14 protein-coding genes are annotated in these 13276 nt (G+C 66.1%); 4 read left to right on the forward strand and 10 right to left on the reverse strand.

The window, feature by feature from the left end:
* Positions 1-132: 132 nt before the first annotated feature.
* Positions 133-741 carry a TetR/AcrR family transcriptional regulator gene (locus tag LI94_RS00125; protein WP_024440563.1) on the reverse strand — a complete coding sequence of 203 codons (609 nt, stop codon included), beginning with the start codon at positions 739-741 and terminating at the stop codon, positions 133-135.
* Positions 742-846: 105 nt separating this feature from the next.
* Here LI94_RS00125 and LI94_RS00130 point away from each other — a divergent pair, with 105 nt between their 5' ends.
* The 4 genes from LI94_RS00130 (at position 847) to LI94_RS00145 (ending at position 4940) form a co-directional block, all read left to right on the forward strand.
* Positions 847-1050, forward strand: a complete 204-nt coding sequence (locus LI94_RS00130; protein ID WP_024440564.1) for a ferredoxin — start codon at positions 847-849, stop codon at positions 1048-1050.
* Positions 1051-1101: 51 nt separating this feature from the next.
* The gene (locus LI94_RS00135; protein ID WP_024440565.1) at positions 1102-2382 is read left to right on the forward strand and encodes a cytochrome P450; all 1281 of its coding nucleotides are present in this window, start codon (positions 1102-1104) and stop codon (positions 2380-2382) included.
* A 38-nt stretch (positions 2383-2420) separates the two neighbouring features.
* On the forward strand, positions 2421-3872 hold the full coding sequence (locus LI94_RS00140; protein ID WP_024440566.1) for an aldehyde dehydrogenase family protein: 1452 nt from the start codon (positions 2421-2423) through the stop codon (positions 3870-3872).
* A gap of 147 nt (positions 3873-4019) precedes the next feature.
* Positions 4020-4940 (forward strand): TIGR03619 family F420-dependent LLM class oxidoreductase, encoded by a 921-nt coding sequence (locus LI94_RS00145; protein WP_024440567.1) that lies wholly within the window; start codon positions 4020-4022, stop codon positions 4938-4940.
* Here the strand turns inward: LI94_RS00145 and LI94_RS00150 are convergent.
* The 9 genes from LI94_RS00150 to LI94_RS00190 form a co-directional block, all read right to left on the reverse strand.
* Positions 4937-5404: a hypothetical protein gene (locus LI94_RS00150; protein ID WP_024440568.1), complete on the reverse strand. Its 468-nt coding sequence runs from the start codon at positions 5402-5404 to the stop codon at positions 4937-4939. The genes LI94_RS00145 and LI94_RS00150 overlap by 4 nt on opposite strands.
* Before the next feature lie 13 nt (positions 5405-5417).
* A complete protein-coding gene (locus LI94_RS00155) occupies positions 5418-6194 on the reverse strand; it encodes an SDR family oxidoreductase (RefSeq protein ID WP_024440569.1) in 777 nt (258 codons plus the stop codon).
* Positions 6191-7675: an aldehyde dehydrogenase family protein gene (locus tag LI94_RS00160; protein WP_024440570.1), complete on the reverse strand. Its 1485-nt coding sequence runs from the start codon at positions 7673-7675 to the stop codon at positions 6191-6193. Before LI94_RS00160 ends, LI94_RS00155 begins: the two co-directional genes overlap by 4 nt.
* Before the next feature lie 113 nt (positions 7676-7788).
* Positions 7789-8418, reverse strand: coding sequence for a TetR family transcriptional regulator (locus LI94_RS00165; RefSeq protein WP_024440571.1), 630 nt, complete (start codon positions 8416-8418; stop codon positions 7789-7791).
* Positions 8419-8454: 36 nt separating this feature from the next.
* Complete coding sequence (locus LI94_RS00170; RefSeq protein WP_036457121.1) at positions 8455-9384, reverse strand: alpha/beta hydrolase; 930 nt, start codon at positions 9382-9384, stop codon at positions 8455-8457.
* Positions 9385-9393: 9 nt separating this feature from the next.
* Positions 9394-10854, reverse strand: coding sequence for an aldehyde dehydrogenase family protein (locus tag LI94_RS00175; protein WP_046299916.1), 1461 nt, complete (start codon positions 10852-10854; stop codon positions 9394-9396).
* Positions 10830-11624 (reverse strand): carboxymuconolactone decarboxylase family protein, encoded by a 795-nt coding sequence (locus tag LI94_RS00180; protein WP_024440574.1) that lies wholly within the window; start codon positions 11622-11624, stop codon positions 10830-10832. The genes LI94_RS00175 and LI94_RS00180 overlap by 25 nt, the downstream gene beginning before the upstream one ends.
* Positions 11621-12424 (reverse strand): mycofactocin-coupled SDR family oxidoreductase, encoded by an 804-nt coding sequence (locus tag LI94_RS00185; RefSeq protein WP_024440575.1) that lies wholly within the window; start codon positions 12422-12424, stop codon positions 11621-11623. Before LI94_RS00185 ends, LI94_RS00180 begins: the two co-directional genes overlap by 4 nt.
* Positions 12421-13251 carry a mycofactocin-coupled SDR family oxidoreductase gene (locus LI94_RS00190; protein WP_024440576.1) on the reverse strand — a complete coding sequence of 277 codons (831 nt, stop codon included), beginning with the start codon at positions 13249-13251 and terminating at the stop codon, positions 12421-12423. Before LI94_RS00190 ends, LI94_RS00185 begins: the two co-directional genes overlap by 4 nt.
* Positions 13252-13276 lie beyond the last annotated feature (25 nt).

A 13276-nucleotide genomic window follows, 5' to 3' on the forward strand; every position in this document is an offset into this window, starting at 1 on the left:
GGATCGCCCGAACGGCAGCTCGGACGGTGCGTCATTCGTGTCGATCAACTTTGTCGATCGATCAGGAACGATGGCAGGTGATGGGCCAGCTGTCAATAGCGGGAGCCCAATCCGGCTGAGGCAGAGCTTGGGTCAGGTGGCGGGGTTGGCGTGATCGAACTGGTGTTGTGTGAGCAGCTGGAGTTGTCGTTCGACGAACTCGCGCAGTTCGGCGTGCCCCAGAGTGACGCCGACGGCGTCCTCGTTGCACAGGCTGCGGCCGGTTTGGGCGATGAGCATCGAGATCGCGATGGGTGGATAGAGTTTGGTGTCGATTCCCCGGGCGCGCAGCGCGACCGCGACGGCGGCAGTCTCGATATCACGGACCCGTTCGGCGTAGGTCTTCAGTTCCGCGCGAATCGCCTTGCGGTGATTGGCCAGTGCCATGAACTCGGTATTCAGGACTGTCAGCCGGTCATCGGAATTCATCGTCCACAGCGTGAGCAACGGATCGTCGGCGTTGAGCGCATCCCGCATCCGGGCCAGCGAAACCTCGGCGCCGGAGCGGAGCACTTCGACGAACAGATCGTCCATCGACGGGAAGTAGTAGTAGACCAGGGCCTGCTTGACGCCGGCTTCGGCGGCGATCCGCCGCGAGGTGGCCGCGGCATAACCCTCATCGAGCATAAGTTTGGCGGTGGCCTCGATCAATCGGGTGCGTGCACCGCCGTCGGTGCTACGGGCCTTGCGCGGTACCGCCATTCAGCATTCCCCCGTCGGCTGGTTGCTTGACCGGCAATCCCGCCGGATGGTAGACATGCAGCATTCTAGCAATTTGGTCAGTCGATCAGTAGAGGTGGGCGAGCGGTGAGCGTTTCCCGGCGCGTGGTCGTCGATCCGCACCTGTGCGAAGGGCACGCGCTGTGCCTCGAGTCAGCCCCGGAGTTGTTCGATCTGGGCGACGATGACGTCGCGACCTGCGTCCAGCAGCCGTCGGCGGAGCAGTGGGATCTGGTCCACGCGGCCATCGATGCCTGCCCACGCGGTGCCATCAGCATCGTCGAGACCTGAGACTCAGCCCCTCCCTCCCGCCGGTTTCTTCCATGAAAGGACAGCCCGTCCATGACCGACCTCGCCTTCGTCGACTTCTTCTCCGATCCGGCACTCGCGCAGGATCCCTACGCGTACTTCGATGCCCTGCGTGAGCAGAACCCGGTGTTCCGGGAGCCGCATCAGGGCGTCGTCGCGGTCACCGGCTACCAGGAGGTGATGGCAGCGTTCAAGGATCATGAGACCTTCTCGGCGGTCAACGCGATCGGTGGGCCGTTCCCGCCGCTGCCGTTCACCCCCGAGGGTGATGACATCAGCGCACAGATCGAGGCACACCGCCATCTGTTCCCGATCCACGAGCACATGGTCGTCATGGACCCGCCCGCTCATGAGAAGGCGCGTTCACTGTTGAGCAAGCTACTGACCCCGCGGCGCCTGAAGGAGAACGAGGACTTCATGTGGCAGCTGGTCGATCAGCAGATCGACCAGTTCATCGACAACGGGAAATGCGAGTTCCTGTCCGAGTACGCCAAACCCTTTGCCACTTCGGCGATCATCGACCTGCTCGGCGTGCCAGAAGAGGATCGCCCCGAGTTCCTCGCCGCCCTGGGCGCCGAACGCCCGGAAGGCAACCGGGTCGGCGCCCTCGACGGTGAGGCAGTCGGCCTGGATCCCTTGAAGTATCTCGACGACCGGTTCGCTGGCTATCTCGCAGCCCGCCGCGCCGAACCGCGCGACGACGTGCTCTCGGGCATGGCGTCCGCGCTCTACCCGGACGGGTCGACCCCGGACCTCTCCGAACTCGTCAAGCCCGCGACGTTCCTGTTCGCCGCTGGGCAGGAAACCGTCACCAAACTGCTGTCGGCCTCTGTGCAGGTGCTCGGCGATAACCCCGATTATCAGCAGCGGCTGCGCGAAAACCCTGATGGCATACCGACGTTCATCGAGGAAGCGCTGCGGATGCACGCGCCGACGAAGGTCGATTTCCGACTGGTCCGGCACACGACCGAACTCGGCGGGGTGCATCTGCCGGCCGGCACCATCGTGATGCTGTGCCTGGGCGCGGCCAACCGCGACCCGCGCAAGTTCGAGAACCCGCACGAATTCCGGCCCGACCGCAAAAACGTTCGCGAGCACATCGCCTTCGGCCGCGGCATCCACACCTGCGCCGGCGCACCCCTGGCCCGCGTCGAGGGACAGATCACCGTCCGCCGCCTGCTCGACCGGATGAGCGAGATCCGCATCGACGCGGATTTCCACGGCCCGACCGGTCACCGCAACTACGCCTACGAACCCACCTTCCTGCTGCGCGGCCTGACCGAACTGCACATCGAGTTCGACCGGGCTCGGTAGCTCAGCCCGACTCTCTCAAGACCGAAAGGTTGTCCTACATGGCGTTTCAGGCTGTCCTCGACGAGCTCCGTCAGCGGCCCGGCACCGGCGACATGATCCCGATCATCGACCCGGTCAGCGAGGAGCAGATCGGTGAATTCACCGATGGCGGCGCGGCGGCGGTCGATGACGCTGTCGCCCGGGCCCGGGCCAGCTTCGAATCCGGTGTGTGGCACCAGAAACCGGGATCGGAACGGGCGAAGGTGCTCGGACGTATTGCCGACCTGATCGACGAGCACGCCGACGAGCTGGCCGACATCGATTCCCGCAACACCGGCATGCCGCTGATGCAGGCCCGGGCGATCATGGGAACGAGCGCGGAGATCTTCCGCTACTACGCCGGCTGGTGCACCAAGCTCAACGGCATCGCCCACGATGTGCAGCAGACCGGTGGGATCACCGGCGTCGACTCGAACATGCACGGCTACACCCTCAAACAACCGTACGGGGTGGTGGGGCTGATCTTCCCGTGGAACGGACCGGTGTTCAACGCCTGCACCAAGCTGGCGCCCGCACTCGCCGCCGGCTGCAGCAGCGTCGTGAAACCCGCCGAGGAAACCCCGCTTTCAGCGATCGTGATCGACAAACTCCTCACCCAGGCGGGAGTCCCCGACGGCGTGGTGAACCTGGTAACCGGCTACGGACACACCGCCGGCGCCGCGATCAGCGAACACCCCGGCATCGAGAAGGTCGCCTTCACCGGCTCCACCGAAGTCGGCAAACGCATCGTGCAGGCCGCCAGCGGCAACCTCAAACGCGTCACACTCGAACTCGGCGGCAAGTCGCCCGTGTTGATCTACGACGACGCCGACCTCGACACCGCCATCCTGATGGCCGCGATGGGGATCTTCATCCACTCCGGCCAGGGCTGCATCTGCGGATCGCGAATCTTCGCCCACCGCAACGTCTATGAGCGCGTCCTCGAAGGTGTCGCGAACCTGGCCAACACGGTCACGCTGGGCGGTCCGGCCGAGGAGGCGCTGATCGGACCGCTGATCAGCCAGAAGCAGCTGACCCGCGTGCTGGGGTTCATCGACGAAGGCAAGCGCGACGGCGTCGAGCTGGTGACCGGGGGGCACCGCCTCGATCGCAAGGGCTACTTCGTGCATCCGACGGTACTGACCGATGTGGATCCCACGATGCGCCTGTACCAGCAGGAGATCTTCGGGCCCGTCGTCCCGATCCTGCCGTTCGACGACGACGACCAAGTCGTCGCTCTGGCGAACGACTCCGACTACGGTCTGGCGGCAACGGTGTGGACCAAGGACGTCGGCCGGGCCCACCGGTTGGCCAAGCGCCTGGAATCCGGAACAGTTACCGTCAACTGCCAGATGGTGTTCGACCACTCGATGCCCTTCGGCGGCTGGAAACAATCCGGCTGGGGCTACGAATGGGGCCGCGACGGCGTCGAATCATTCATGAAGAACAAGAGCGTCTACGTTCAGCTCTAAGTCGAACCGAGTTCCAGGAGTTGGCGCGGGAGCTCCTGCAAGACAGTGGGATACGGGGTGCCGTTCTTGCTCGGCGCTGCCGTTATTACTCTATATTCGTAGTGAGTAACTGCGCACCTGCACTACCGCTGAGGAGAAGATCCCGACATGAGACTGCTCTTCAACCTGCCACACATGCTGCGACTCAAGGCCACCATGCAGCCGTGGGAGGCGCAGGTCACCGGCGCAGATCAGACGCGGATGGTCAAGCACGCCGATGCGCTCGGATACGACATGGTCGCGGTGCCGGAGCATTTCATCATTCCGTCCGAGCATGTCGAACTGTCCGGGCCGCATTACTTCCATTCGACGGTCGCACAGGCCTACCTGGCCGGCGCGACCGAGCGGATCCTGTTGAATTCCTGTATCACGGTGCTGCCGTTGCAGAACCCGATCGTCCTGGCCAAGGCCTTGGCGACGGCGGATTGGCTCAGTAGCGGCCGGATGATGGTCACCTTCGGGGTCGGTTGGCTCGAGCGCGAGTTCGATCTCCTCGGCGTGCCGTTCCGGGAACGCGGCCGCATCGCCGACGAGTACCTCGCCGCGATCGTCGAGTTGTGGACCGCCGAGTCGCCACAGTTCCAGGGAAAGTACATTTCGTTCGACGATGTCGCGTTCGAACCCAAACCCGTTCAAAAGCCGCATCTTCCGATCTGGATCGGCGGCGACGCCGACGCCGCCCTGCAACGCGCCGCGAAGTACGCCACCGGATGGTGGTCCTTCCTGACCCCGCCGGAGAAGATCGCCGAGCGCGTCGCGTTCATCAAATCGCAGCCGGGCTACAACGGCCGCGACTTCGACGTGGTCCACGGACTGGGCACCAACCGGGTCGGCGAGGGACACGCGGTCCAGGATGATCCGCACGCCCGCCCGGGGATGAGCGCCGCGGAGATCGTCGACAAACTCGGCTGGCTGACCGAACAGGGCGTCACCGTCAGCGCAGTGCCGCTTCCGCCATTGAGCGGCGTGGAGGAATACCTCGATTACAGCCAGTGGCTAATCGAAGAAGTCAAAACCCAGCTGCCCTAGGGCAACTCGGCGATCACACGGAATGTCTCCACGCCCGGCGCACAGCCGCCGGGGTGAACCAGCTCGGTTGCCCGAGCCTTGAATGCCATTGCCGCGGCACTCGGGACATGGCGTAGTTCGCTGTCATCTCTTCCCGACGGCAGCGGTGTCCAACAGTCGTCGTCCGGATCGGGGAGCATCACAGCGGCTCCCAGGATGCGCAGGGCGCACGGACTCGACCGGTCCGCGGTTTGCACCACAACCTCCCACCCACTGAGCGCACCGTCGCAGATCAAGCCGCCGGCCGACCACACCGCGTCGGCCACCGTGTCCGCCCGCACCGTCAATACCGGCGGACCTGCCGGCGGCGCCTCCCAACACAACCGGACCAACCTGTCGGCACTGCCGCCGGTCGCCAGCACCGCCGGTGCACGGTCAGAACCGAATTCGCCGCAGCGACCTTCGATCCACTCCCGTAGCTGCATCAGCGCCGCTTTCCTACAGGGCCATCGAGTAGCCGCCGTTGACACAGATCGTCTGCCCGGTGATCCAGGCGCCGTGCTCACTGGCCAATGTGAGCGCCAACTGGGCGACGTCATCGGGTGATCCCGGGCGGCGAATGGCGTAGTTCGCCAGGATCGCCTTGGCCTGCGGAGAATCGGCGTGCTCGGCCCACAGCGCCTCGGTCAGCGGGGTGCGCATGGTGCCCAGCGAGATGTTGTTGGCGGTGACGTTGTAGCGGCCGTTCTCCAGCGCCACCGACCGGGTCAGGCCGGCCGCTCCGGCCTTCGCCGCCCCGTACACCGCACCGCCAGGGTCCCCCGTACGGCCGGCATCCGACACGATCGTCAGAATGCGGCCCCACTGGTTGGCAACCATCCCCGGCAGCACCGCACGGGTGCAATGCAGGACGCCGTACAGGTTCACCCGAAGGAACGCCTCCCAGTCGCCCGGCTCTGTGTCGGCGAACTTCGCCCGGTTCGCGAACCCCTCGGCACCCGCATTCCCGGCGTTGTTGACCAGGACATCGACCGGGCCCGCCGCGCTGATCGCGGCGGTGACGGCGGCGTAATCGGTGACGTCGAACGGAACCGCCTGCGCCGCCGCACCACCGGCGCGAATCTCATCGACCACCGCCTGGGCGCGTTCGGCACGCAGATCGTTGACCAGGATTTCGGCTCCCGCGGCGGCGAAGGCGTCCGCCAAGCCGCGGCCGACGCCCTGACCGGCGCCGGTGACCAGGACCCGGCGACCCGCAAGATCGAGCTCGCTCATTCGGGTAGGCCGATGGTTTTGATGTGCAGGTACTCCTGATAGCCGAGGTCGCCGTTGCGGTAGCCCAGGCCGGACTGACCAGTGCCGCCGAACGGGCTGTCGATGCCGAAGTGACTCTTGGCGTTGATGCTCACGTTGCCCGTCCGCATCCGTTGGGCAACGCGCAGCGCCCGATCGACGTCCACGCTCGAAACTTCGCCGGACAGGCCATAAATGGTGTTGTTGGCGATCGCCACCGCCTCGTCGTCACCCTCGTACGGCGTGACGGTCAGCACCGGCCCGAAGATCTCCTCCTGCGCGATCTGCGAATCCGGATCCACGTCGGCCAACAACGTCGCCTGCGTGTAATAGCCCACCGGCAGGCTCTCCGGGATGCCGCCACCGGTGACCAGCCGCGCCCCCGACTCGATCCCGCTCTGGATCAACCCGAGCACCTTCTGCCGCTGGCCCTCACTGATCTGCGGGCCCTGCATGATCCCCGGCGTCCACGGATCACCGACCGGGAAGTTCTCCATCGACGTCTTCAGGATCTCCAGACCCTCGTCATAGCGGCTGCGCGGCAACAGAATCCGCGACGGCAGAATGCACGACTGCCCCGACATCACACACGCCATCATGGCCGCCAACGGCAACGAACTCGAGAAATCGGCATCGTCGAGCACGATGTGCGCCGACTTGCCACCGAGCTCCAACAGGGTCTTCTTCACCGTCGGCGCACCGGCGGCCAGGATCGCCCGGCCCGTGGCTGTCGACCCGGTGAAGGTGATCATGTCCACCCGCGGATCCGCGCTCAGCGCCGCACCCACCTCGTTGGCGTTCGAGGTCACCACGTTGAACACCCCGGCCGGGATGTCGGTCTCCTCGGCCACGATCCGGCCCAACTCGCTGCCCGACCACGGCGTCAACTGCGCCGGCTTGAGCACCACCGTGTTGCCCGCCATCAACGCCGGCACCGTCTCGGCGATGTTCAGGTAGAACGGCACATTCCACGGCGTGATCGCCCCCACCACACCGAGCGGCTCGAAATGCGACAACCGCCGCGCCGGCCCCAGCGGCGTGTCATGCAGCCCGGTGTCCACCGTGTAGGCGAAGTCGCGGCCGTACTCGGCCCAGTGCTTGACCTCATGGATCGGCGACTCGATCTGCGAACCGGTGACGCTGACCGGACACCCCACCTCGGTGATCAGGATCCGCCGCAACCGCTCGGCGTTGCGCTCCAACGCCGCATGCAACTGCATCAAACAGTGAAACCGGAACTCCACATCCATCGACCAGTCGGTGGTGTCGAACGCACGCCGCGCCGCACCCACCGCCCGGGCCATGTCCTCCACCGAGCCGTCGGCGGCCACACCGGCCACCTCCTCGGTCGCCGGATGCACCACCTCAAACGTCGCACCACCACCGGTGTGCTCCAACACCCCATCGATCAACATCCGCTCATCACCGGCCAACACCCCGGTCTCGCTGTGCACAGTCGTCATCCCTGACATTCCTTCCCGCCTGGCCGGCCCGATGGCCGCGAGCACCTCGGCATGCTAGAGGTGACGTGCCTAACACTCTACTTATGTAGAGCGATATGGCAAGGCCGCGGTAGTCAGCGTTGGTCAGGACGAGACCGGGGTTGATCCCCAACCGCACCGACGCCGGCCACGATGCCCGAGATGATCGCATCCAGCTCTTCGGCTGTGCGCGTCCCGGTTTCACCGCTGGACCGGGTCAGCATCACGCCGCTGATGAACATCATCACCGCGTAGGTCTGCTCGTCCACGGCGGCGGCATCTGCGCCGTCAGGCTGGAGTCGCACAACCGCCTCCCGGATCAGTCCGAAGAATCGGTCGTCGTTGCCCCGCAGTTTCTCCGCGAGCACCGGATCGCGGGCGGCCTCGAGGGCAAGTTCATTGCGGGCTTTGGCCCGGATGCGCCGTACCCCGGTGCCCGAGCGCACCACCAGCGTGGCCAGGCCCGACGCGCTCGATCCCGAGTCCTCGGGTATGGCCGTCGCGGCAGCCAAATCCTTCAGATCGAGGTCGGCGACGCGTTCGGCCACGGCATGCAACAGCGCTGAACGGGTCCGGAAATAGAACGACGCGCTGCCGTCGGGTACGCCCGCTTTCCGATCGACTTTCAGGTGGCTGACCCCTTTGAGGCCGTCATCGGCCAATAACCGGATCGCCGCATCGCACAACTCACGTCGTCGCTGCTGCGGGTTCGGCTTTCGTCGCATGAGCCCGAGAGTCTAGCCCGAGGGGCGAGGTCCGGACTAGGTATCGCCATCGGGACCGCCGATCTTCAGACGGGTTCGAATCATGGTCATCTGACTGGCGAAGAACTGGTTGGCAACAAGCGTTTTCGGGGCGACGGCGTCGAAACCGTGGAAACCGCCGGGGACGACTTCGAGGTGACACTCGACTCCGGCCTCGCGTAGGCGCTCCGCGTAGGCACATGCCTCGTCGTGCAGCACATCCAGGTTGCCGACACCGATCCACGTCGGCGCGAGGCCGCACAGGTCACCGCGCCGGGCCGGCACCGCCGTCACGGGGTCAACCCCGCCGAGATAAGCGCGCCACCCCAATGTGCTGCTCGCGGCGTTCCACAGCCTGCGCAGCCCGGCCACGGGGTCCTCCCCACTCGCGCAGCGGTCGTCGAGCATGGGATAGATAAGCACCTGGGCGGCCACAGTGATCTCACCCCGGTCACGCGCCCGCAGCGCCACGGCCGCGGCCAGACCACCACCCGCGCTCGCACCGGCGACTGCTAGTCGGGAGCCGTCGACGCCGGGTTGCGCGGCCAGCCAGCACAACGCCTCGTAGCAGTCGTCCAGTGCCGCCGGATACGGGTGTTCTGGGGCCAACCGGTAGTCGACGGCACAGACCGGGATGTCCAGTTCGGTTGCCATCCGGCGGCACAGGGTGTCGTCCATGGCCGCGTTCCCGAGCACGTAACCGCCGCCGTGGATCCACAGCAGCGCGCCACCGCGATCCTGCCGCCGCTCCGGTGGCCGGTGTACGCGCACACCGATGCCCGAGGGCAGGACGTGCACGGAGGTTCCGGGCCGGCATTTCGCCCGGCGGGGAAGCCGGCGGAAGACGGTGACCGTCAGCGGCGTGACGAGCGTACGGGGTAGGTAGCGGGCGTACCGCCGCAACTCGGGGTGGAATTCCCGTGCGGCCAGCCGGTGCCAGATGGTCACCACCTGTACTCAAGCCAGCCCGATCCGAATGTTCTTGACCTGCTGGAATTCCTGCAACCCTTCCAGGCCGCCGGTGCGTCCGGCGCCGCTGTGCTTGTAACCGCCGTAAGGTCCCTGCGGAGATATTCGGCTGCCCTGGTTGATCCAGATCGACCCGGCCTGTAGTTGACGCGCGACGGTGTGCGCGCGGGTCAGGTCGCGGGTGTGCACGAAGGCATTCAGACCATATCGAGTGTCGTTGGCGATCCGCACGGCCTCGGCGTCATCGCTGAACCGGATCAAGGAAACGACGGGGCCGAAGGTCTCGGTCTGCGCCAGTACCGAGCTGTTGTCGACATCGCCGAAGACCGTCGGTTCCAGGTAATAGCCGTGTGCGAGTTCACCTTCGGCGATCCGGTGACCGCCGGTGAGCAATTGTCCGGCGCCGTCTGCTACGGCACCGTCGACCGCAGCGAGGATACGATCGGCCGCGGCCTTGGAGATGACGGGCCCGAAGGTGGTGGCGGGGTTCAGCGGGTCGCCGACGCGTGCGGCGGCGATCACGGCGAGGAAGCGCTGGGTGAAGGCGTCGTAGACGCTGCCGTGGACCAGGATGCGACTGGCGCACGCGCAGCTCTGTCCGGACTGCATCAGCGGGCCCTGGTGCGCGGAATGTACGGCGGCGGTGTCGAGGTCGGCGTCGGCGAAGACGATGTTGGCCGACTTGCCACCGAGTTCGGTGACCACCGGGGTGAGGTTCTCGGCAGCCGTCCGCAGGACGGTGCGTGCGGTGTGCTCACCGCCGGTGAAGTGGATCTTGCCGATCCCCGGATGACGCACCAGGGCCTCTCCCCCCTCGGCGGCGGCGGGCACGACATTCACCAGCCCGGGCGGCAGGCCGGCTTCCAGGCACAGTTCCCCGAACCGCAGTGCGGCCAGGGGTGCCAGTTCCGACGGTTTGAACACCACGGCGTTTCCCGCGGCCAGCGCCGGCGCCACACACGACGCGGCGACGACGAGGGCTCCGTTCCACGGGGCGATGACGCCGACCACCCCGTACGGTTCGCGTTCGATGAGGTTGAGGTCAGCGCTGCCGCTGACCGGAGTGCTGGTCCCATGGGGTTTGTCGACATAGCCGGCGAAGTGGCGCAGGAACTGTTCCAGCAGAATCCCGTTGCCGGCGTAGGAGATCGGCACCCCGTAGTCGCGGGTGTTGAGTTCGGCCAGTTCGGCCAGGTGTTCATGCACGACGTCGGCGAGATGGATCAGCGCGTCGCGGCGATGGTCCACCGACAGTGCCATCCACTGCCGCTGCGCTTCCCCGGCGACGGCGACCGCGCGGTCGATCTCGGCGGCACCGGCCAACGCGACCACCGCGTTCGGGACCCCGGTCGCCGGGTAGACGTGCTCATGTACCGATGTCGCGGTGACCCGGTCGTCACCGATGAGCAACCCGACGGCGTGCGTCACGAGGCCGCCTCGTCGGCCCATTCCTGGGTCACGCGCTGCTTCTGCTCGGCGATCACCTGGTTGAGGTGTGAACCTTTCGGCCAGCCGTAGTGTGCGGCGAAATGCAATGCCAGTTCGTCCATCTCGTCGAAGGACACGTCGCGACTCTTCAGCGCGGCATAGACGTGGCTCAGGATCGGATAGGCGGCGTCCTGGAAAGCAACGCAGGCGACGGTGATCAGCCGCCGTTCCTTCATGCCGAGGCCGGGCCGCTGCCACATCTCGCCGAACACGAAATTCAGGATGCCGGCGCCGTGGAACGGGTTGTTCCGCGTCGGCGCGTACTCCAGGCAGTTGACGTCCTTGAACGCCTGTTCACCGCCGGCGATGCGGGCCTCCGGGTCACTGGGTGTCGTTAGCGGCAACAGCGGTACGGCATCCGGCACCGGTAGTCCACGTTCCCGGTTGACCCGCTCCCACTGTTCGTCGACGACCATGTTGAACCAGGACGCTTTCGGCCATCCCGCGTAGACGGCGAAATGCAGCACGGTTTCCTGCATTTCGACGATCGACAGGTCGCCGCTGTTGAGAGCGGCGTACACGTGGTCGCGCAGGGGTTGATCGGCATCGGCGGCCGCCACACACGGTAGCGTGACAAACCGGCGCTCCCGTCGGGTCAGGCCGGGCCGCTGCCACACTTCGGCGAACACGAAGTCCAGCAGGTTCACGGTGGCCGGCGAGGTGTCTTCGGGGGCCGGCACCGTCATGATGTCGGCAAAGGCCTGGCGGCCCCGCTCCAAACGGTCAGTCATCGAATCGTCACTCCCGCATCGACTTTGAACTCCAGGCCGGTGACATACCGGGCCTCATCGGAGATCAGGAACAGCACCGCATTGCTGATGTCGACGGCCTCGGCCATCACAATGGGCAATGCGTTCTGGAAGATGGGACCCAGATCGGCCCGGGTCTCGTGCAGCAGGGTGTGCAACGTCGTCGGCTGCATCCCGGTCGGGACCCCGGTCGGGTGCACGGTGTTCACCCGGATGTTCACCGCAGCAAGCTCATTGGCCAACGCCTTGCTCATCCCGACGACTCCGTGTTTGGACGCCGTGTACGGCGTGTGCAGCGGTGAACCCTTGACACCGGCCGCCGAACTGATGTTGACCAGGCTGCCGCCGTGTTCCACCAGGTGCGGGATGGCGGCCCGGCAGGTGTTCCAGCTGCCGATCAGGTTGACGTCGACGACGGTGCGCCACTGCTCGGCGGTGGTGGTGTCCCAGGTGCCGCCGGTCAGCACCCCGGCGTTGGCCACCGAGGCGTCCAGTCCCCCTAGTTGGGCCACCCCGTCGTCCACCGCCGCGGTCAAGGCCTCCAGGTCGCGCACATCGACGACGTGGGTGACCGCACGACGCCCCTGTTCGGTAACCAGCCGGGCAGTCTCGGACAGTTCTTCGGTTGTGGCCAAAGGGTATTCGATGACGGGTAGGGATTCGCAGATGTCCACGAGGATCAGGTCGGCGCCCTCTTGGGCCAGCCGCACGGCGTGGCTGCGGCCCATCCCGCGGGCAGCCCCGGTGACAAGGACCTTCTTGCCCTCGACCCGGCCGGTCACAGCTTGTTGCAGAAGCCGGCGTCCACGGGGAACGTGACCCCGGTGACGTACTGGGCGGCGTCGGACACCAGGTAGGCGATCGCGGCGCTGATGTCTTCCGGTTCCAGCATGCCGACCGGCATCGGATTCTGCAGGTGCGGCCCCCCGTCGGGGTAGGCCTCCAAGAACGCAGTCATCTGCGGGTTGGTGGCCATCATGGTGTTGACCGCCGTCGGATGCACGGTGTTCACCCGAATACTATAGGGCGCCAAGGCATTCGCCAGCGTGCGCATCAGCCCGACAATGCCGTGCTTGGACGCCGCATACCCCAGGCCGCCGCCCTGTGAACCACCGAAGCCCTTCAACCCGGCAGTCGAACTGGTGAACACGATCGCCCCGCCCCGCTCCCCGGCGATCAAATGCGGGATCGCCGCCTTGGCGGTATGGAAGGAGCCGACCAGGTTGACGTCGATGACGGCGGTCCACATGTCGAGGTCTTCCTCGATGCTGGTCTCCCGGAACGCCGTCGGTGCGATCCCGGCATTGGCGCACACGATGTCCAGCCGGCCGAACTGCTCCACGCCAGCATCCACTGCGGACTTCAGCGCGTAGAAGTCCCGGACATCGGCAACGGTGGCAAGCATCTTTCCGCCCGCCGCCTCGACCAGCGTCACCGTTTCGTCGAGCTCGTCACGCGAGGCCATCGGATAGCCGTTGGCCGCGATGTCGGCGCAGATGTCGACCCCGATGATGTTCGCACCCTCGCTCGCCAGCCGGACCGCATGGCTGCGGCCCTGCCCGCGCGCCGCGCCCGTGATGAAGGCGACTTTTCCGTCCAGTGAACCCATTGCTCCTCGCTTCATTGCCCAGTAA

Source organism: Mycobacterium sp. UM_Kg27, assembly GCF_000972905.1.
Classification (GTDB): Bacteria; Actinomycetota; Actinomycetes; order Mycobacteriales; family Mycobacteriaceae; genus Mycobacterium.